10 protein-coding genes and 1 pseudogene are annotated in these 23,859 nt (G+C 40.4%); 9 read left to right on the top strand and 2 right to left on the bottom strand.

Features of this window, described 5'->3' with window-relative positions; all coding sequences use genetic code 11:
• On the bottom strand, positions 1 to 2,439 hold a 2,439-nt coding region (locus LBQ60_20310; GenBank protein ID MDR2040269.1), incomplete at its 3' end, for a phosphoenolpyruvate synthase.
• Between the two features lie 18 nt (positions 2,440 to 2,457).
• Entirely contained in the window at positions 2,458 to 3,846 is a 1,389-nt protein-coding gene (locus LBQ60_20305) for a HAMP domain-containing histidine kinase (GenBank protein ID MDR2040268.1), read from the bottom strand.
• Positions 3,847 to 4,583: 737 nt separating this feature from the next.
• On the opposite strand from LBQ60_20305, the gene LBQ60_20300 reads away from it, so the two are divergent.
• From LBQ60_20300 to LBQ60_20260, 9 genes and pseudogenes are all read left to right on the top strand, one after another.
• A complete protein-coding gene (locus tag LBQ60_20300) occupies positions 4,584 to 10,637 on the top strand; it encodes a hypothetical protein (protein ID MDR2040267.1) in 6,054 nt (2,017 codons plus the stop codon).
• Between the two features lie 21 nt (positions 10,638 to 10,658).
• Positions 10,659 to 11,036, top strand: a complete 378-nt coding sequence (locus tag LBQ60_20295; GenBank protein MDR2040266.1) for a hypothetical protein — start codon at positions 10,659 to 10,661, stop codon at positions 11,034 to 11,036.
• Positions 11,037 to 11,821: 785 nt separating this feature from the next.
• The gene (locus LBQ60_20290) at positions 11,822 to 14,317 is read left to right on the top strand and encodes a hypothetical protein (protein MDR2040265.1); all 2,496 of its coding nucleotides are present in this window, start codon (positions 11,822 to 11,824) and stop codon (positions 14,315 to 14,317) included.
• A 163-nt stretch (positions 14,318 to 14,480) separates the two neighbouring features.
• Positions 14,481 to 14,927, top strand: a complete 447-nt coding sequence (locus tag LBQ60_20285) for a glycoside hydrolase family 55 protein (GenBank protein MDR2040264.1) — start codon at positions 14,481 to 14,483, stop codon at positions 14,925 to 14,927.
• 464 nt (positions 14,928 to 15,391) lie between these two features.
• Positions 15,392 to 18,565: a TonB-dependent receptor gene (locus LBQ60_20280; protein ID MDR2040263.1), complete on the top strand. Its 3,174-nt coding sequence runs from the start codon at positions 15,392 to 15,394 to the stop codon at positions 18,563 to 18,565.
• 12 nt (positions 18,566 to 18,577) lie between these two features.
• Positions 18,578 to 20,530 carry a RagB/SusD family nutrient uptake outer membrane protein gene (locus LBQ60_20275; protein ID MDR2040262.1) on the top strand — a complete coding sequence of 651 codons (1,953 nt, stop codon included), beginning with the start codon at positions 18,578 to 18,580 and terminating at the stop codon, positions 20,528 to 20,530.
• Positions 20,531 to 20,574: 44 nt separating this feature from the next.
• Positions 20,575 to 21,789 carry a DUF4959 domain-containing protein gene (locus LBQ60_20270; protein ID MDR2040261.1) on the top strand — a complete coding sequence of 405 codons (1,215 nt, stop codon included), beginning with the start codon at positions 20,575 to 20,577 and terminating at the stop codon, positions 21,787 to 21,789.
• Between the two features lie 34 nt (positions 21,790 to 21,823).
• A complete protein-coding gene (locus LBQ60_20265) occupies positions 21,824 to 23,335 on the top strand; it encodes a hypothetical protein (GenBank protein MDR2040260.1) in 1,512 nt (503 codons plus the stop codon).
• A 127-nt stretch (positions 23,336 to 23,462) separates the two neighbouring features.
• Positions 23,463 to 23,850 (top strand): annotated as a pseudogene (locus LBQ60_20260) (hypothetical protein).
• Positions 23,851 to 23,859 lie beyond the last annotated feature (9 nt).

Here is a 23,859-nt window from a genome sequence, read left to right as displayed (position 1 = left end):
TTGTAATTCAATACTATTTCGTTGTTCACTGACGATTGGACGTATTTGTAAAAAGTTAAAAATCTTTGGGCTTCCGGCGGGTACATCCAGATTAATCGCAAATTCAATCTCAACAGGTGAATTTAATTCATGTTGACCGATTTTTAAAAGGTCATCCAGTATTTCAGCAAGCGGAAAACTATTGTGATTAAGTATTTTTGAAAAGGAGATAATCCGCTTACCCTCATGCATCACACCATCACGTAAAATTTTACTGTCAAAGTCATACGTTGATGCGACATGACGTAATGTTTTATCTTTTTCGGCAGCAGATAAAGGTAATCTTATAATATTGGTACTGTCATCAATACCCGGAATAAAGTTTTCATTAGAAAGATCCAATGCATAAAAATATTTCTGGGTTTCATTCAATGCCATTTGTGGAGTTGATAATTGCAATATCTTTTGGGGATATTTAGGGGAGAAGCGAATACCAACTCCTCCTTCCACTACATATTTCCCTAATCCAAGGGCAATATTGGCTACACCGTCAATGTTCTTTTCAGGAGCTATCGGATAAAAATTGACTGAACGTGCCACTCCTGATACAGTGGGATAAAAGTGTGTCCCATATTTTGTACCACAGATTTCCTGAAGGATGACCGCCATCTTTTCTTCATCGATTATATTTGATGTAGCTGCAATATATGCTTTACTACTCTGAAAAAAAACCGAAGCATAAATAGCTTTTATCGCCCGCACTATATTTTGAACTGTAAGGGCCGGGTCAGACGCATTAGGCAGCATATAGGTCGAGTATATTCCAGCAAATGGCTGATAATGGGAATCTTCCAGCTTACTAGAAGACCTCGCTGCTATCGGGGTCTTAACGAGCAATGCAAATGTATAAAGGTCTTCCTTAACGCGTTCAGGAAGCCGGGCATTTAGAAACGCTTCCAGGATTTCCTGATCGGAGGCTCCTGAAAGAGCAATCGAATATAAATTATTGCTTTCGATAAATTCTTCAAAAATATCTGCTCCGACAACCACTGTACGTGGAATATCAATCAATACACCAGGATATTTGTTGTATATTTTTTTCTTTTTGATTACCGTATCGATGAATGCCAATCCGCGTGCTTTTCCACCGATTGTTCCGTTACTGATCCTGGAAAAGGAAAGGTACTTACTAAATGTTGTCTTATCAAACTGGGCGATAATACCACGACCGGTATCCTGTAAATAAATACTCATGGCCCTATCCATATACATTCGTACAGACTGGATATCTTTAAAGTCATCCATATTCAATGACTTAAAAATACGGGCAATAGAAAATAATCCTCTGGCATTAAACCACTTGGAGATATGATTGCGTGAAATATGGTAAATCAGGACTTCGTCAGGAATATTCCATAACTGCACCTGTAAACTTTTCAGATCAGTAGCACGTGCCACTTCTTCATAAGTTTCAGGATTCCGGAAGATGAAATCGCCGAATCCAAAATGATCTTTAATGTAAGAACTCAATTCTGCAGACAGGTTCTTTGCATATTTATGTATGAAACCAACCTGCAGTTCTCCGGCAAAGCGGGCATTTTCAATATCTGAAGATTGCAGTAGTATGGGTAAGTTCGGATCTTCGGAACGAATCAAACGGCAAAGGTCGAATCCGGCATTAACCCTGTTGTCTGGTTCTCCTTCTTTTTTAAAGGTTACATCGGAAATGACTCCCAGCAGGTTATTTTTATACCTGTGGTATAATTCCACAGCCTGGCTGTAAGTGGATGCATGCAGGATTTTAGGCCGTCCGCGCATACGGAGCATTTTTTGATGTTCATTCAATGCTTCCCGCATGGATTGACGCGACTGGGTGAGGATCATTTTATACAACACCGGCAAATAAGAGGAAGTATAACGTATTGAATCTTCGACCAGCAAGATACATTGTACTCCGACTTCTTCGATATCATGAGGTGCATTCATCCAGTCCTCGATCAATTTAATGATGGCCAGCAACAAATCCCCGTTTCCTAGCCAGCAAAAAACGAAATCAATGGCGCTAAGATCCTCATTACGCAGCTTGAGCGAAACTTCCCGGGAAAAAGGCGTCAGAACTACAATAGGAATATGGGAAAAGTTCTTTTTTATTTTTTTTGCCAGGCTAAAAGGATCTATATCACGGATGCTTAACATGGAAATGATCAGATCTATTTTTGTCGTAGACAATATCTCAAATGCTTTTTCTGAAGTATCTGTTTGTACAATCCCGGGAGCATTGCGAAGATTAAGGGCAACATATTCATTGAATATCTGTTCGTCCACCCTACCGTCTTCCTCAAGGACAAACGCATCATAACTGCTACACAACAAAAGGACGTTACGGATACGCCTTTGCATCAGTAAATCAAATGCTGTTTCTCGAAATGTGAGATGTTCCGGATCTAGTATTTGTTTCATCCTGCAAATTAAATCATTTTAAAACAAATCAAAAACATCCGGAATTTCCATGACAAATCTGCTCCCCTCCCCTTTTTCACTAAATACGCGAACTGAACCGCCATGTGCCTCACAAACCGCCCGGACATAACTCAATCCTAATCCGAATCCCTTTACAGCCGTATGGCCTGGTTGTCCTACTACCCTATAAAAACGGTCAAATATATGATTAAGATGTTCTTTCTCTATACCTATCCCGTTGTCGACTACAGATATACGGATATCCTCGGAAACTTCTTCAAGAACAACATTGATGGTAACCTGTACTTCCGAGTATTTGATAGCATTATCAATAAGATTGCTGACCGCATTAATCAGGTGCAACCGGTCTGCAACTATGAACATATCTCTAAATTGGTGATCTACAATAATTTTCACCTGTTTGTTTTGTTGCTTAAAAGAACGTTCTTCAGCAAGCGCCTTGACAGACTCTACAATATCAAATTTTTCCCGTGTGATCTTCATAGAACTATGCTCCTGTGTGGCAATATTCAACAATGCATCAGATAATGAACTTAATTTTCTCAGGTTCTTCTCTGAAATATCAAGGTATGGATCCACTTCTGCATCATTCCTGTTACTGTGCAATTTTTTGAGGGATAATGTAGCCAGCATAATGGGAGTCTGCATTTGATGCACAGTATAATGGGTGTAATCAGTAACACTCTGCGTATATTTTTTCTGTTTGAATACTACCTGTATGATGTATAAGGTACAAGCCACTGTTAACAAAGCAAAAAAGACCGAAAGCGCCATAGTACCGGTCGTTTTGGTAAATATAACAAAATATGAGGGAGATGTGACCACCCCCCGTATGGCGTTTACCGAAAATTTATCAAGAGGAACAAGACCCGTTACATGACGCCGTTTTTCATTAGACGTACAGGTAGTACTTTGTATGACCGAATCACCCGCCACATTAGTTAGTTCGATAAACACCTCGTCATTAGGATATTCTTTTTTTACCAGGGAAGAATAAATACTGTCAATAGTATAAATATCAGGAGGAATCACAGAATTGAACGCATATTTAAGCCTATTCTGTATGTTAATAAATTCAGATTCAGAATCATATCCGATATCTATGATGGAATCTTTTGGCTGAACACCATGTTCTACTGAAATAGAATCAAGCATCGGTTTATCCATATCCTCGCCAGTCGGTAAAACGACAAAATGAGCAAAATCTTTATGCATCCGCATATCAAACTCTTCTTCCACGGATGCTTCCAGCATCATATTCGCATATCTGTCAAACAAAGCGTAATGAAGTTTGGAACTCTGATACAGCCAGATAGACTGTGCTGCAATGATACAAATCAGAGCCACTCCGGTAAGAATTACTGCTATCCTTATTTTTTGCTGCATTTCTATAATCTATGGTTGTTGAAAAAAAAACGAGGAATGTTGAAAAATCATCCCATTCATCAAGCATTTATTTGTTAAAAAAATAATACTTTGCAATGTATTTTAAAAACAAATTTTATCAATTAAAAAAATTAACACTATGAAAAAGATTTTATGCGCAACGATGCTTATAGCATCCATTTGTATTTCAACGTCATTAGCCTCATCAAGAAGGTCGATAATCACTAAGCCAACCCAAACTACTACTACTGTTCAGAGACTACCTGTAGTGGAATCCAGAAAAATGCAGGAATTCAAAAAAACACCGACAACACCTGTTCAAAAAAAGTCCATTTTCGGAACAATATACATCAGGTTGAAAGATGGCAGATTGATAGCTGTCCATTAAGAGAATTAACGACCTAAGATTTAGCAAGATCCTGGGAGGCAACTCTCCGGATCTTATTTTTTATTAGTTGACAAATCATTCTCCCTCCTGTTTATCATCTGGTTGCAATAAAATCAATCTCCTAAAAAACCCTTTCCGTATATTATTACACTACAAAAATAATATAATTCCAGAGAAAAACCACGCCCATTGCTGGAAAGAGGGAATAATTCCCATAAAATAATATTGATAAAAAACATAAGGAACACAAAAACAAAACAATGCTCAAACTTCTTTTTTCTTCAATAATCCGGCATTATATTTGTATCTTTTTATCAAAAGTTGCTTTTTACAGATAAATAAGCCAGTAATGAGACGTTTATTCACCATCATACCGGTATTATGCATTTTGTTGGGAAATGTATATGCACAGAATCAATCCGGGAAATTGAATTATACCAATCAATGGAAAAATATTGACAAGCTGATAGAAGACGGATTACCTCAATCGGCATTGATTGAAATAGACAAAGTCTACCAAACCGCATTAAAAAATAAGGAATATGGTCAATTCCTGAAATCTGTGATGAAGCGTACCGATTGTCAGCAAATGACAGAGGAAAATCCTTATGAAAAAATCATTTACAGCTTATATAAAGATGCTGAAGCTATTCCCTACCCGGTAAAATCGGTCATTTATTCCCTTACCGGTGAAGCTTTTCGGGGATATTACCTTCAAAACAGATGGAAATCATGGAACCGCACTCCAACAGATGAATTGCCGGATAATGATCATATAGAGTCATGGTCCCAGGAGCAGGTCATCAGCGAAGTTGTCAGATATTATCTTCTCTCTTTGGAAAATGCCGATCTATTACAAAAAACATCCATAAATGTGATTAAAGATGCGCTTACAGGCGATGCCTCTACCCGCTATCTCCGACCGACACTGTATGATTTTCTGGCCCATCGTGCTATTGATATGTTCATGCAGCCAGACCTGATGATGGATAATTTCTCCGTTTCTTTTCCCATAGATCGGATTGAGTATTTTGCCGATGCTCAGGGATTTACTCAAGCAGACATTCAAAGTAAAGATACCATGTCATTTACATTTCGTGTAATGCATCTATTCCAGGATCTGACTGTTTTCCGTTTAAAGCAGAATGATATGAATGCCTTGGCGGATGTAGACCTGAAACGGCTAAAATATGTCCGGGATAACGGCATTTATGATGATCCGGATATGTTATATGAAGAAGCGCTAAAACACTTGAAAGAAGCATGTACCGGCCAAAAAATCTGGGGAAAAACAGCCAATACACTGGCCTCATACTTTAATGAAGAAGGCAAGAAATGGACTACTTTTAAGACTCCTGATTATCGTTACCGGTTTATAGATGCTGTAAATCAATACCGGGAGGTACAAGAAAAGGCACTCCTTAAGGAAGATAAAAAATATGCTGCAGATATGTTAAAGGAATTGACACAGGCGCAGGTCAACCTGGAGATACAAAAAGAGCAACTACCCAATAAGGCCGTCTTAGCTCAAATCACCTATCGGAACGTGGATATGGCCTATCTTTTTGTTTATCCCCTGGACAAAGATTTGTTGTCGGTGTTTGAAAAAGGGGAACAAAACAAAGAATATAAAAAATTCCTGGCTGCCCAGCACAAAATATCCCAACAGTCAATAACCCTCCCGAAACAGACCGATTATCAGGAACACAAGGTAGAAGTAAAACTAGACACGCTGAAATCAGGACAATACTTATTGGTTCTATCCGACCGACCGGATCCTGTCAAAGAAAATGCTGCCTCTATCTCCTATACCACGGTCCAGGTATCTGATCTGTTCCTATTGCAGCGCATGTCCGGTTTGGGAAGCTTAGAAGCTTATATTACCTACAGGGAAACCGGCTTTCCTATAGAAAATGCAAAAGTCGAAATCTACAGGCAGAAATACCAATATGAGAAAAGAGAATACGTTCAGATATATGATACCGTGATGTATACAAATGCATTGGGACAGATCACTTATCCTAAGGCACCGGATCAGGGCGGTACGCTACGGATCACCTATGAAGGTGATTCAATAGAGCAGCAAATGATGTATATATACCGCCAGCCATCTGAAAATAAACAAACAAGTAAAATAGTCTTATTTACCGACCGGGCTATTTATCGTCCGGGGCAAACAGTATATTTCAAGGGCATTGTTTATCAATCCGAAAAGAATGACGATCTATCTGTTCATACGAATTTACCTGTTGAAATACAATTGAAAGATGTTAATGGAAAGGAAGTTACCAAACAAAACCTTACGACCAATGAATTTGGATCCATCAAAGGTAACTTTATCCTTCCTCAAGGGGGATTGAATGGCTATATGACACTGCAAACAACATTAGGAAGCATATCTATCCGGGTTGAAGAGTACAAACGTCCCACTTTCAATGTTGAATTAAAAGCCACAGATAAGCATTATTCGTTGGGTGATTCGATGAAGATACCTGGTGAAGCCAAAGCCTTTGCCGGCTATCCCGTAGATGGAGGCAAACTGCAATATACAGTTACACGGACTATTGAATATCGGCCATTTCGTTACATCCGGAACAGTCCGAAAATATTTCCACCTATCCGGAATCAACGGCCTGTCCAAATTGCATCCGGAGATTTTTTTACTGATGATAACGGACAATTTACCATTTCATTTAAAGCGGAAGATACAGATATCCAAAACAGGGATCTGATCTATATTTATGATCTATCGGTAGATGTTACAGATGTTAACGGAGAAACACAATCGACATCAAAGAGAATACGTTTAAGCGGAAATTCTATGTTATTATCAACAAATATACCCGAAAATATATCTGTAGATAAGGAGAATTCCGGAGACCTGAAGTATGATCTATCTATTACTAACCTGGATGGAGTTGCCATACCTACAGATGCGCATATTGAACTATATGCACTGAAATCGCCTGAGAGAATCCTTCGCGAACGTTTGTGGGCTACACCTGATACAGCCATAATAACCCGGGAAGATTTTGATAAGGATTTCCCTAAAGACGCTTATCTTAATGAAAATGAGCCCGGTTCTTATGCAAAGAAAAAAATGATGGCATCGTGGGATATCAATACCCTTTCTGTAAAACAAATAGATCTTTCTATTTTAAAAGAAGCATCCTCCGGATGGTATCTTGTCAGGATTGAAGCAAAAAACAAACAAGGTACAGCTTCCGACTCAACATATATATGTTTACATCAGGAAAATTCCCCCATTACAAACATGAATCAATGGCTTTCGGTATTGAAGAAATCAGGAGAACCTGGAGATTCCATTAGCTTTATGCTTGCCGGTGGACAAGACACAACCTACATCAGATACGATGTATTATTTAAAGATAAGGTTGTCCGGCAAGGTGAGATCATTACCGGAACAACACCCCGGAAGATCACCTTCCCAATAGAAGAAGCTTATCGTGGCGGTTTTGCCGTTCAATTTGCATTGATTCAGGACAACCGGTCATATACAGCCCTTCATGAAATCAATGTTCCTTATACCAACAAGAATTTGGATATTGCATTCCAAACATTTAGGGGACAATTATTGCCCGGGGAAAAAGAAAAATGGACATTAACCGTAAAAAATAAACAGGGGGGGGTGGAAACAGCCGAAATGGCAGCTACATTATATGATGCTTCCCTGGATATGTTTACGCCACATACATGGAAAAATACATTTTATACGCCTTATTATTATGGCAGATATGCCTGGAACAGACCTTACTCATATTTTTCAGACATAACCATATTGCCTCTTTGGTCCGGTACATCGATGTCGGGCACCGATTATGAACAGATTCCGCTTCTTGAAGGAGGGCAAAAGTTTATGATGTTGAAAAGCCGGAGCGGTATTTTTGCAAAAGCTTCCGGTTCAAGCCCTACTGGAGGTGTAATCGAAGAAGAGGCTGAAGAATTCCTTTTTGCAGTAGCTGACGAATCACAACCTTCACCCTCGCCCCAAAAACCTTCTGAAAAACAAGTGGATCTCACAAATATCCCACTCCGCAGCAATTTTTCCGAAACGGCTTTCTTCTATCCTGAACTGCGTACCAATGAGAAAGGTGAGATCATGATTGAATTTACCATACCGGACGCGCTTACAAAATGGAATATGCTGGGATTTGCCCACACCAAAGATTTTAAGACAGGTGATGTTGACAATAGTTTGATTACCCAGAAGAAAGTAGCCATCAGTGCCAATCTTCCCCGGTTTTTCAAACAAGGAGATACGCTGGTATTTTCTGCCAAAGTGAACAATCTTACGGAAAGTGAATTGAAAGGGACGGCTTTATTGCGTTTTTATGATGCCTTCACCATGCAATCCATAGATGCACAGATCATAAAATCCGATGTCTCACAATCCTTTAACCTGCTATCTGGGAAAAGTACGGATGTACAGTGGCGACTGGTTGTCCCGGGAACATTACAGGCAGTTACATATCGTCTTATTGCGCAGGCCGGAACGCATACCGATGGAGAAGAACGCAGTGTTCCTGTATTGTCTGACAGGATATTGCTTACTGAATCTATGCCATTCATGTTGAGGGGAGATGAAAAACTGGAACTCCGCTTTGATAAGCTGGCCGATAATACTTCGGGTACGGTACAAAATCGCCGTCTAACACTGGAATACACGTCCAATCCTGCATGGTACGCAGTACAAGCCTTACCCTATATAATGGAACAAAGCAATGAATGTTCGGAACAGATTTTTACCCGTTTTTATGCCAACAGTTTAGCTGCAAGCATAGTCAACAGTTCATCACGGGTGAAACAGATTTTCAACCAATGGCGTTCAATCCCGGATAACAAATCGCACATCTCAAACCTTGAAAAGAATCAGGACCTGAAACAGGCATTATTAGAGGAAACGCCCTGGGTTATGGAAGCCTCCAATGATACGGAGCGAAAAAAACGCATCGGGTTGCTGTTTGATTTTAACCGGATGTCGGAAGAACAGAAAAATACTTTTGAACGATTGAAAAACATTCAAAGTGCGAATGGCGGTTTTCCGTGGTTTGCAGGACAGCCTGAGGATCAGTTCTTCACCCAGTACATAGTTGTTGGCCTGGAACATATGCGGAAATTGGGTGTGTTGCCCCGTACAGAAGAGATAGGCGACATGATACAGAAAGCGATGGATTATTGCGACATCAGGATCAATGAAGATTATGAAAAAATGTCTTCAGCCAAACCCGGCACCACCAATAGAAGAGACCGGCAAGTTGCACCGGCTCAGGTACAATATTTATACATGTGCAGTTTTTCACAACGTCGTCCTTATGCCAGCCTTGAAGCTTTTGATTTTTACCTGAAACAGGCGGAAGAATACTGGGCACGGTTCAATCTATACGAACAAGCCATGACAGCGATCATCATGTATCGTTATGGCAAACCGGATGTAGCCCAAAGCATACTTCGCTCTCTCAAAGAAAGGGCACAAGTCAGTAATGATATGGGAATATACTGGACCAGAAACCGTAACGGGTATTATTGGTATAATTCTCCCATTGAAACGCAAGCTATGCTGATTGAAGCATTTAATGAGGTAGGTAGCGACAATCAAGCGGTTGAAGAAATGAAATTATGGTTGCTCCGCAACAAACAGACCACGGATTGGAAAACTACCAAAGCCACCGCTCAGGCCATATATGCATTATTGAGCACCGGATATGACCTGCTGGATGATCCAGGTCTTCCGTTGGATATCCGTATCGGAGGGAAACCACTGAAAAAAGCAGCCAAGGAGCCGTTACGTCCTGAAGCAGGTACCGGATATGTAAACACCTCATGGAATGGCGATGAAATCAGCAATAAGCTGGCCAATTTACGGGTCATCAATCCGAATCCGAATGTAGTATGGGGCGCTATGTACTGGCAATATTTCGAACTATCGGATAAAGTGACTTCATCTGAGACCAACCTGAAAATCACCAGACAACTCTTCATTAAACGAACTACCGCTAAAGGTAAGAGATTGATACCTATATTAGGCATGGTTTACCCGGAAGTGGGTGATGTAGTGACAGTGCGCCTCGAGTTACATGCAGACCGTGATTTTGAATATGTTCATTTAAAAGACATGCGGGCCTCGGGCCTTGAGCCGATCAATATGCTTTCAGGTTATCGTTATCAGGATGGCCTGGGATATTATGAAAACATCAAGGATGCCTCGGTGAATTTCTTCATCAGCCATTTACGAAAAGGCACTTATATACTTGAATATGACCTAAGAGCGACACATGCCGGTGATTTTTCCAATGGAGTCACGACTTTCCAATGCATGTATGCTCCCGAATATAATGCACATACCGAAGGTATACGGATCAAGATAAAAAGCCAAATGAAATAATAACCTGTAAAACTAACAATTATGACGCCTGTCAATGAAATCAGTAAAATAAGTGCCGGCCTTGGGAAAGGGCAGACAGATGAATTAAAACTCTCGGATGCTTTCCTCGAGAATGAGGGAATGATTCATGCCAGACAATTCATTCTGTATGAAACGGAAATTGACAAAAGGGAAAAGGAGAAAACAGTAAGGATATTCGACAGGAATGCCAAGGAAGGAAATATCGAAGTAATGGTAAACAGTGATCGTGTAGAAGATGAAGTAAACCATATTATAGCGATCAACCAGAATTACGGGAGCAATGCCAGGTATCAGTATTTTGAGATTGATCCTATTCCGGATGATGATTATCTGAAAGACAATGCAACTATCCGGGTTTACTTTTTATTTGATAAATGACGAATATTATTTGAATGATTTCGAATTTAAAACTCCACATTTCATATTTTCAATACTATGAACATCAGCAAGTTAAATAATCGCCTGACTGGCTATGCTTTATAATCTGGTAGTGTTCTAAAAAGTATGCTGTTATAAAATCCTGACAATTAGTTCCCAAAGTAGTAATTTTGTATTTATGCAGATACCAGATTACCCTATATTATTCTAATTGCCAGAGTTCAAATGTAAAGAAAAACGGTAAGAAAAGCTATAAGAAGCAAAATTTCCTGTGTACAAGTTGTCATCGGCAATTCATTGCTTATAACTTTCAACCTAAAAAGTCCTCTTTAAATCTGGAAATTGTGGATTTGGATAAAGTTAAAATGATCGCTTGGGTCGAAACTTACGTTAAAATGCTCTTATTTGAACTGTAATACTTTCAATTTTTCGCAAACCAATTCAGATTGAGTGTAGTAATTATGTTGATGACATAGATATTGAAAACAGATTGTTTTTGCATTTTCAGCAAAGGCGGATATTTCGTTTGTTGAAGGATTACACTATGAATTATAATTATTCGGAATCCTTTAATACTCGCAGACAAAACGATTTTTATCTACCATTCCTTTTAAAGGTTCAACATATAACAGTTATGCAATATGGACTATACCCATTTATAGACACTTATCGAAGAGATAGATATTGAGCTGAATAATTTTTGACTACTGATTTATTTACTATTTTTGCTCCTAAAATTTGGAATAGTGGAGCAGAACAAAATAATATTTTGTTTATTAGTTTTTTTGTTTTCATTTGAAGCATTTGGCTCTAATGGATTGCAATCCGGTTTATTTTTTTCTGCTCATGAAGTAATTCAAGACAAACGCACATCTTTAAATTTAACGCCGCATACACCGTTTAATCTTTCTGATAAATTTACAATTGAGTTTGAAGCGAATTTCAGACAGGATGATGGTTTTTATGGATATGTTTTCAGATTATTGGGCGATGATGATGTAAATATTGACCTAATTTCAAACCTGGCTTCTTCCATATCTAATTTCTGGCTGGTTTATAAAGAACAAACTCTTATTTCTTTCAAGAAAGAACAATTACCTGATGTCGATTATGATCAATGGATACATATTCAAGTTGATATTCAGACTACTACGTCAGAAATATCATTATCAATTAATGGCATTAAACAGAATGTGCAACTACCGGAAGTTTTAAATACACATCTTTTTAACCTCATATTCGGTGCTATACGCCACAGTCATTTTGTGAGTGCAGATGTTTGCCCCATGTCTTTAAGGAATATCCGGATACTTAATAATGGAAAACTTTGCAAATATTGGAAATTGTCAGAACATCTTTACAATAAAGTCTATGATGAAATTGAAAATGCCGAAGCCGAGGTATACAATCCGGTATGGATCATTGACAAGCATGTGAAATGGAAAAAGATAAAGGAATTCGATGTGAACAATTTGATGGGTAGTACACATGACCGGAAAAATCGAAGATTATTCTTTGTAAATGACAGGGAGATGTTTTGTATTGATCTGAAAAACGGGGATGTGGATACGATTTCATATCTTAAGAACAGGCTATATGATGATGAGCATGAACGGCAAATTATTTATAATGAATACTTCGATCAGATATGGTCTTATGATTTTGATATAGATAAAATAAATTATTTTGATTTTGAAACTAAAGAATGGTCTGAACCGGGAGAACGAACTGTACCATCCCGGCATGCTCACCAAAACAGGTTTATCTCGCCAATTGATAGTTCGATTATTAGTATATTGGGTTATGGCCATTATATATATTCAGGCGAAGTACACCATTACAACAAGAACTTGAAATTGTGGGAGAAAATTGACAGGAGTGATCAGATCGAACCTCGTTATTTAAGCGGAGCCACTTTAATAAACGATCAGCAAGCTATTGTTTTTGGCGGTTTCGGAAATAAAACGGGTCGTCAGGAATTATCACCTAAATTTTATTATGATTTGTTTTATTTTGACCTGAATGATTTTTCCTTTCAAAAAATATTAACATTTCCGACTCCTGAAACACATTTTGTTCCCTGTCAGTCTTTGATTTTTGACAAAGATTCTAACTGCTTCTACACGTTGACATATAATCGCGTACATCATAATACGAATCTTCGTTTAGGACGGTTTAATATAGATAATGCCAATTACTTTTTCTATAACGACTCCATTCCTTATAGCTTTTTAGACATTGAATCCTGGACGACTCTCTTTCTGGATGAGAAGGAATCTCAACTAATTGCTTACATTACAACAGGTCCGAAAGTTGAAATATATTCCATTGCTTACCCGCCGTTATTAGAACAGGATGTTTTACAAAAGATTGAAAAAGAGAATTCCTTTTTGTTTCGTTATTGGCATTGGCTAATTCCTGTCTTGTTGTTATTTGCAGGGTTTATTTATTATTTATCGAAGAGAAAGAGAGTAGAAATTGCCGATGCGTTTCCTGAAAAAACAATCGAAATAACCCCAACAGAATCATTGGTAGACAATGAGCGGAATAAACCCGCATCAATATATTTATTGGGAAATTTCAAAATAATTGACAGTGCAGGATGCGATATAACAAGTACCGTTACGCAAACAACTACCCAGTTATTTCTTCTCTTGCTAATGACTACTATAAAAAACGGTAAAGGAATAACTTCTCAGGAATTAAAAAATATACTGTGGTTTGATAAAGATGATAACAGCGCACGTAACAACCGGAATGTGTACATCAACAAATTGCGTTCTATTCTAAAAACATTTGAAGAATTAAAAGTAATCAATGACGGAATTAATCAAACTATTCAGGGTTTAGAAAATGTTTTCTGCGACTATGAAAGGGTTTTACGTTTGATAAACGTGCTAAAAAAAAGCGATACAGCATTCAATAAAAACGCTTTGAATGAATTGGTCGATCTGGCATTAACGGGTAAACTTTTGACTTATGTTCAATATGAGTGGTTGGAACCATATCAAACGAAATATTCCGACTCGTTGATAGGATTGATGCTTCAGTGCGCTAAAAACGAAGAAGTGAAAAAGGATTTGAACCTGTTGTTAAAAATAGCGGACGTAATTTTACTTCATGACCATATTGACGAAGACGCTATTTCCATAAAATCTTATGCGCTATTCAAAATGGGGCGAAAAAACCAGGCTTTACAGGCATTTAATAAATTTACGACTGATTATGAAAGTCTGCTTGCTACAAAATCCCATTTAATCTTTGATGATTTGATAAAATAATCTGCAAGAGTTGGCAATGATTCGATAGATTCAATCATAAAATTTTATTGATTAATCGAATTATTAATAGCTTTATTATGCAGTCCCTGTTTTATTTGCACAAATTCAAAGTTCTTCTGATCTGATTAAGATCCGGAAAATTGTATGACTAAAAAATGTGCCAATGAAACGTGTGTTTATATTGCTTTTCTCTTTTATTGTATTTCCTGTTTTTTCGCAATTCGAAATACAGTGGAAATTGATTGATTCGCACTACTTGTCCGAAGGCGTGGTCGTTTCGACTTATACTGACGCCGGTCACCCGGGTATTGATAAAACAGGCGTCGGAAATTCTTATGCAGGTATTCAGGCTCTGTTGACCAAATTGGGAGAGTTGGGCGGCGGTGTATTATTTTTTTCGGAAGGACACTATAAAGTCGACGGAAAGTTACTGATCCTTAAGGGTGTTACTTTGCGTGGCGACTGGAAAGAACCATCGGAAGGAAGCGCAATTACAGGAACCATATCGATGGCTTACGCCTGGGCGTTTGATCCTTTCTACGCCTCTATCGGGAGATATCATCCGTACGGGAAAGTTTGCCCCGGGGTTGTATATACTATTGTTGCGTAAAGGCAACGAAACAATTGTCAGAAAAATAATGGTGGAATAACCGGTTTTTGAAAAAAACCGATCTTTTTTATAAAAAAGAAGAAAATTAATCGAAATTTTAATCGTACTGCTAATTGCATAACGTTTATTTTACAAAGCAAAATCGATATAATCAAAAAAAAAACAGTTCATTATGGCCGGTGATTTTAATACATTATTATCTCTGTTTTCATCCGAAAAATGTGGTATTACTATGTATTATATGGTATAATTATACGCACGGTAGTGTTTGAAACTGCAAAATATTGAAAATATTACAAAAGGTCTTTGTAGCCGTATGGCTGTAATTATTCACTTAAGCTTTTTGCCTATGAAAAAACAATAAGATAGAATGTTAATCATAATTTGTTGATGAAATTGATCGGAGAATGCTATGATTCTTTAACGAACAATAAAACTATTTAAAATTAAAAATAAATGTTAATATGAACAAAAAAAGAAATTATGAAAATACAATGCGGAAGTTGATACTTGCCGTATGTGTTTTGTGTGCCTGCATGTTTTCCGTATATGCGCAAAACATAGCCGTTACGGGAATAATTACCGACGAATCCGGAGAACCGATGCCGGGCGCCAGTATAAGGGTAGAAGGAAGTACCCGCGGGGTCTCTACCGATTTGGACGGTACTTATTCAATATCCGTCCAACCTTCTGATAAACTGGAAATAACTTTTGTTGGCTATGAAACAGTAATGATTCCTGTCGGATCCCAGAGAAAGATAGATGTACAGCTCAAACCCAAACCCAATGAACTGGATGAAGTTACGGTTGTAGCTTTTGCCAAGCAAAAAAAGGAGAGTGTGATCGCTTCAATCAGTACTGTTACTCCAGCGGAATTGAAAGTACCTTCCAGTAATCTTACCACAGCTTTTGCCGGACGTATTGCAGGGTTGATATCCTATCAGCGTACAGGCGAACCGGGGCAGGATAATGCCGATTTTTTCATCCGCGGGGTGACTACTTTCGGTACAGGAAAGAAGGATCCGCTCATACTGATTGATGGCGTGGAAATGACTACAGAGGATCTTTCGCGATTGACCACTGACGATATTGCGGCTTTTTCTATTATGAAAGACGCCAATGCAACGGCGCTTTATGGATCACGTGGTGCAAACGGCGTTATCCTGGTGAGTACGAAGGAAGGACGTGAAGGAAAAGCAAAGGTGCAACTCCGATTGGAAGGTTCTTTTTCCCAACCGACACGAAATGTTGATTTAGTCGACCCGGTTAATTATATGAAATTGCACAACGAAGCGGTGATTACCCGTACACCAGGTTCGCCACTGCCTTACAGCCAAAGTAAGATTTCATATACAGAAAGGGCACTTAAAGGTGAAAGTGGAATTGATCCGGTTCGTTACCCTGCAAATGACTGGCAGGATCTGCTTTTTGACAAACGAACCTTCAACCAGCGTTATAACCTCAATGTGAGTGGAGGAGGTACCGTCGCCCGTTATTATATTGCTGCAGCGTATGCTAAAGATCAGGGTATCATAAAGAATGACTCACGAAACAGCTTCAGCAATAATATTGATATCCGTAAATATTCCCTGCGCTCGAATGTAAATGTCAACATAACCAAATCGACGGAAATTATTGTCAGGTTAAGCGGCTCGTTTGACGATTACCAGGGACCGTTAGACGGCGGAACCGACCTGTATAAAAAAGCAATCAATGCCAACCCGGTTTATTTCCAGCCTTATTACGAACCGGATGAAGCAAATAAGTTCGCAAAACATGTACTTTACGGAAATTACCCTTCCGGCGGTTATTTGAATCCCTATACCGAAATGACAAAAGGTTACAAAAGCGAAGACCGTTCGACCATGTATGCGCAATTTGAGTTGAAACAGGATTTCGACTTTCTGCTCAAAGGCTTGTCGGCAAGGGCTTTGTTTAATGTTAACCGCTATTCAAGAGTACCTATCCGGCGGGCGATAACGCCATTCTTCTATTCTTTGGCCGAAACGGCAGACCAAAGCCTCTATATCCTGAACCAGATCAACGAAGACGGAAAGGATTACTTACAATTTCTGGATTCTTCAAGAAGCCTGGAAAACACATTGTATTTCGAAGGCGCTTTGATGTACAACAATACGTTTGCCGAAAAACACACGGTATCGGGGTTGATGGTATATACCGTTCGCGAAAAGAAAGACGGCGGTACCGACAACCTTCAACTGGCGCTGCCGTCACGTAACCTTAGCCTTGCCGGACGCTTTACATACAGTTATGATGACCGTTACTTTATTGAAGGCAATTTTGGATATAACGGCTCGGAACGATTTCATTCCAGCCATCGCTGGGGTTTCTTCCCATCCGTTGGAGCTGGTTGGATTATTTCTAACGAAGGGTTTATGGAATCTTACAAGAAGGTAATTTCCATGTTGAAATTAAAAGCGACTTACGGTTTGGTGGGTAATGACGCTATAGGTCGCAACGAAGACCGGTTCTTCTATATGTCGGAAGTGAACATGAATGATAACAACAGGGGCTATTCTTTCGGGAATCCGTACGTTTCGATAAATGGGATATCGATAAGCCGTTACGCCGACCCGGGTATTACATGGGAAATCAGCCGGAAAAGCAATTTCGGGCTGGAATTGAATCTTTGGAATAGCCTGGAAATACAAGTGGACTATTTCAGGGAAAAACGGAAAAATATTCTGCAAACCCGTTCCGACCTGCCAAGCACAATGGGAATACAAAATCTCGATAACCTGAGGGCAAATATAGGCAAGGCTAAAAGTAACGGCGTTGAGGTATCGGTAGACTATAATAAGTCGTTTACTCCCGACTTATGGGCGGTAATCAGAGGTACTTTCACCTATGCAGTAGGTGAATACGATGTATATGAAGAACCCGACTATCTTTTGGCCCCATGGCGGAGCCGCGTAGGAAATAAGTTATCGCAAACCTACGGATTGGTGGCCGAACGTTTGTTCGTTGATGAAGAAGAAGTAGCCAACGCGCCGTTACAAACCTTCGGCGAATATGGCGCTGGCGACATTAAATATAAGGACATCAGCCGCGACGGGCGAATAGACGCTAACGACCAGGTGCCTATCGGATTCCCGACCGATCCGGAAATAATATACGGTTTCGGAATATCGGCAGGCTATAAAGGATTTGACTTTTCATGCTTTTTCCAGGGATCGGCACGCTCGTCTTTCTGGATTAACCCGTCGGCAACAGCCCCGTTCGTAAATGACAACACAACCCAAACCGGAGTGCCTGACTGGCAAACCAACCGCGCCATGTTGCAGGATTATGCCGACAGCTACTGGTCGGAAGACAACAGGGATATTTACGCGTTGTGGCCGCGGCTGTCGGAAAATACGCTCTCAAATAATACCCAGACAAGCACATGGTTCATGCGCAGCGGGTCGTTCCTGAGGCTCAAAACCGCTGAAATAGGTTATACGTTACCCTCCAAATTAACTAATAAGCTATGGATACAGAGCTTGCGCATATATGTTTCCGGCAGCAACCTTGCCGTTATTTCGGCTTTCAAAATGTGGGATCCGGAAATGGCGGGCAACGGATTAGCGTATCCTTTGCAAAGGGTATATAATATTGGTCTGAATATCGAATTTTAAAAATAAAATGATATGAAAATAAGAATAATCATATTTTTCGCAAGCATTGGCCTGCTAACCAACTGTGAAGATTATCTGGCTGTGGTGCCAGATGGCGTTGCCACACTGGAAAATGCTTTTACGAACCGTACGAATGCTGAAAGGTTTTTTGCCGGTTGTTACAATTATCTGCCCAACATGCAAAGCATAAGGGATTATCCCGGCTTTGTGGGCGGTGACGATATGTATTGGTGCCCCACCCAGGGTGGAGGCTGGGACGATAATGGAAACGGGCAGAAGATTGCCAGGGGATTACAAAATATTTCGAGCCCGCTCCAAAATTATTGGGATGGCGGAAACGGCGGAAAAAATATGTGGATAGGAATACGCGACTGTAATATTTTCCTCGAAAGTATTGACAATGTTCCGAATATGCCTACTTGGGAAAAGGAAAGATGGAAAGCCGAAGTAAAAATATTGAAGGCATATTTTCACTTTTACCTGATGACCCTATATGGCCCTATTCCGATTGTAGACAAAAACATAGATGTTAGCGCTTCACCCGATGAAGTGAAAGTGTTCCGTTCTCCGGTCGATGATGTGGTAAATTACATTGTAAGTACATTAAACGATGCCGTTAAATGCGACGACCTGCCTTTAAAGATAGAGGATGCGACCTCAGAAGACGGACGCCTTACCAAAGCAGCAGCCGTTGCTTTGAGGGCAAAAGCGCTGGTGTGGGCGGCAAGCCCGATTTTTAACGGAAGTTATACATACTATCGCGACTTCAAAGACAAAAGAGGCGTTCAACTGATTACAAGCGACAACAGCGATGCGGCAATTCAGGCAAGATGGCAAAGAGCGGCAGCGGCGATAAAAAACGCTATAGACACCTGCCATATGGCCGGACACGCTTTATTCGAATTTTATCCCGGATTCAGCACCTTGTCTGATACTACCATTCTGAAATTTACGATAAGAGGTGCTGTTAGCGAAAGTTTCTCCAATTATAACAACGGCGTGATTTGGGCGGCAACCTTTGGAAACCAGGAATTTCAAACTGTCCAGACACCGGCTTTATATCCTACCGATGGCGGGTCGGTGGCCAGGATAAGCGCCACCATGAAAATGGCCGAAATGTTTTACACCCAAAACGGTCTCCCTATTGACGAAGATCCTTACTGGGATTACAGTAACCGGTACGATATACAGGTTAACGATACGGCTGTTTTGGGAAAAGGGCACAAGTTCTACATTGCAGATGGCGAAACAACTGCGAAACTGAATTATTTCAGGGAGCCGCGCTTTTATGCGAACCTGGGTTTTGACAGGGGACTTTACGAACTGACCACTGTGGATGAAGATAAAACCATCGTGATCAAAAACAGGGTAGGCGAAACACACGGACGGAGATTACAGGACCACTACATCGTAACCGGATATTTCATCAAGAAAATGGTAAGCATAAGGATTCCGGCGCCTAACACGGCGATGACGGGTGGAGCCACTACCCCCAATCCTCCCCGGTATTCAATACCTATTATCCGCTTAGCCGACCTGTATTTGCTGTATGCTGAAGCGTTAAATGAATCGAAAAGCCAACCCGACGCCGAAGTGTACGAATGGGTTGACAAAATAAGAACCCATGTAGGGTTGAATGGAGTACTTGAATCGTGGAGATGGTCCAGCGTACAGGATAAACCGACCACAAAGGCCGGTATGCGCGAAATCATCAAACGCGAACGCCTTATTGAGCTCGCCTTCGAGGGGCAGCGTATGTTCGACCTTCGGCGCTGGTTGGATGCCGAAGCGTATTGCAACCAGCCGGTGCGCGGATGGGACTATACCGGTGCGAACCCCAATACATATTACCTGACCACCGTATATTTCAATAACCGTAAGTTCACTTACAAGGATTACCTGTGGCCCATTAGCCTTAATTCGCTGACCATTAACGGAAATCTTGTTCAAAACCCCGGCTGGTAATCATAAATACAATCACAATGAAAGTAAAAATTAATAGTACAAATATGAAACGATATATTTTAAATACGGCTGTATTTTTGATGTTTTCCGCATTCATCATGTCGTGTTCCGAACCACCGATAGGGCAAACCCCTACCAACGGTACGCCTCCTTCGCCGTTAGCAAATGTGGTGATAACCCCGACGAACGGCGGGGCAAGCGTAACCTATACATTACCTGACGAAGAAGACATCTCGTACGTAAAAGGCACATTCGAATACAATGGTAAAAAACGTACGGTAAGGGCATCTGTTTACCAAAACAAGCTCGTCGTTGACGGGATAGGCGCAGTTGTTCCGATAGAACTCACACTTACACTGGTAAACAATAGTGAAGTCGAGTCGATTCCGCATGTTGAAACCTTCACTCCTTTAGAACCGCCTATGGATGCTATCCTGAAATCGTTTATGGTGGAACCGGCATTCGGCGGCGTAAAAGTTTCATGGGAAAATCCGGCAAAAGAAATGGCGGGCATCTCGTTTTTGGCGGACAACGACAATGGCGTGCTGGAGCTTAATAGTCTGCTTTATACGTCGTTGCCCACCGGTGAAAAATACATACGCGGATTCAACACCGACCCGCGCCGGTTTGCCCTCAGTATTGTTGATAAGTTCGAAAACGAATCGGATACGGTTTTCTTTGAAAGAACGCCTTTGTATGAAATCAAACTTGATAAGTCCCTGTTCCGTACGGTATACTTAGACGGCGAAGACATCAACATCAGGGGTACCGGCAGGACATTGGATAAAATCTGGGACGATATTAGTGATAATGACGATGCGATATGGCATTCTTCGGATGACTTCTCGGTCGAACCGCAGCGTTTCACCGTTAACCTCGGACAAACAACGCAACTGACGCGGATTATGATATGGGGCCGCGCGGGTGATTACCACTATGCGCAGCACAACATGCGGAAGTTTGCCATATGGGGTACCGATGAATTGAAATGGGATCGCGCAGACCCCAGATATGCTACCAACGAATGGAAAGCCGACTGGAATTTGCTGGCGGAGTGCGAAATAATTAAGCCTTCGGGAAGTGCAATGGGAACAAATACGGCTGAAGATATCGCAGCAGCTATTGCCGGATTCGAATTTGAATTTGACCAGAATGTACCGAAAGTAAAATACATTCGATTTGAAGTTCACGAAACCTGGGGAAAAACCTTAACATTGCACGTCGCGGAAATATCCGTATTTGGCGACGACAGACCATAACTTCACAGTTTAATTACACATAAATTGAATAAATATGAAGACAATACATCGTATTATTATAAAGATGATAATGGCAGCGGCATGTTTTGCACTTATCATGGTTTCGTGCGACGACATGAACAGTCTGCACGAAAAATACCTCGACCGGGGCATCGATATATACATTGGAGCTACCGACTCGATATCCGTAGAGTCGGGACTCAACAAAGTCGGCTTTAAATGGAAAATCAATGCCGACCCGCGTATAAATAAGGTCGTTATCAGTTGGGAAGAACCTGAAGACGGCGCAATGGTAAAAAAGAGCGCTACTATTCCTGTAGAACGTACTACTGACGGTGAAATGTGGATGAACCACGTTTTGTACGACCTGCCGGAAGCCGAATATATATTTATATTTCAAATTTTCGACAGCTCGGGGAATACTTCAAAAACCGTTGAAATTTCGGGATCAGCCTTGGGCAATATATATGTAGAAAATTTGCGTAACCGGAACTTTAAGTCGATTTCCAAACTTGAAACAGGCCAAATGATGATTGACTGGGAATTGGCCCCATCGGGCACTTTGGAGTATTCTGTTGTAGAATATGTGAATACGAACGGAGAGACTGTAAAGGTTGAAGTTCCTAACGATGAAGAAAAAACTTATTTGGAGGGATTGGATACCGGAGATGAAGTAGAGATATACGGTGTTCATCTTCCCGAAAACGGAATGGAAACCTTCCAGTCGATCGGAAGGTATTACACCATGCCCAAATTCGAAAGACTCCTTGATAAGGCTAGGTTTAAAGACGCATTTAAACCCGGCGATAATACATCCCCGCAACCAGGCGATAATATTAACGCATGGGCCAATACATGGCCAATAGGAGATAATCGCGATATCCGGCAGCTTTGGGATAATAATGCAAGGAACGATGCAGTAAACGGATTCAGAGGTATATTACATACAAACGATAAATCCGGAGATGCCAACCCCATCTGGCAGTTCCCCCATAAATTCACTTTTGAAATCGGTACCGAAGCTACCTTGACCAGACTTGTATATCAGGCAAGGGTCGACAATGGCTCATTTACAGGACATAGTCCTCGTTTCTTCGAAGTATGGGCGACCGATATTCCTAAAACGATTGATGATTTTGGGGGCGATCAGGCAGCATTTGAGAAATATTACCGCACAACTTACGTTATCCAGAAAGACCCCAACAACTATGTCGCAAATGATGCAAACTATACCGATAAGTTGAGTAAGGTGGAGTCGCGATGTGTGACTAATAAATTTGTTGCTTCTGAACCTGAACCAGGTATTTATAACTGGCAGGAGGATTGGGTAAAATTAGGCGATTTTGAAGCCGAAAAACCATCCGGCTTACCACATGGTCAAAGGAATGATGCGGATAACAGTGTTTGGACCAATGGCTTTGATTTTAGCTTACCCGACGTGGGTAAAAAGGTACGTTACATAAGGTTGGTGGTTAAATTTCCGAACTGGGATACAAGCAACTGTATTAACATAGGTGAAGTAACCTTTTATGGCGATGATATTTAATTAATTGAGGTTGAGTTGAAGTAAACGGATGCAACAGATTTTCTTAGGGTCATTGATTATTTGTTGCATCCATACTTTTGCTTCCCGATCAAGATTATGCAGTTAAAATTTAAAAATCATCATTGTTATGCCTATAAAATTTAAAGTGATTGCTAAAGGACAACCAGGAGTTGCCGGTGGTGGAGAAAAGAAATATTATGCCGGTCCGGTAATGAACGGGGAACTTGATCTTAACGGATTAACAAGATCTATTGAAAAAATATGCATGGTCAGCGGTGCCGATATTCGTGCAGTACGCATTAGTTGATGTTGCGGTTGACGGTTTATCTGATGGAAATATTATCCGCATGAGTGACCTGGGAAGCCCGAGGATTATTTTAAACTCCGAAGGAAAAACAAATGCCGAAGAAGTGAACAGTGCATCCATCAGAAAGGCCAATATTATCCTGACACCTGGCACTAGAGATGTAAAAAATAAACGGGATTATTTTGATATTACCCGTTTGCTTAAGTAAATAATGATT

It is taken from the genome of Bacteroidales bacterium (assembly GCA_031275285.1).
In the GTDB taxonomy this organism is placed as follows: Bacteria; Bacteroidota; Bacteroidia; order Bacteroidales; family UBA4181; genus JAIRLS01.
This window is presented reverse-complemented; position numbering and strand designations above follow the sequence as displayed.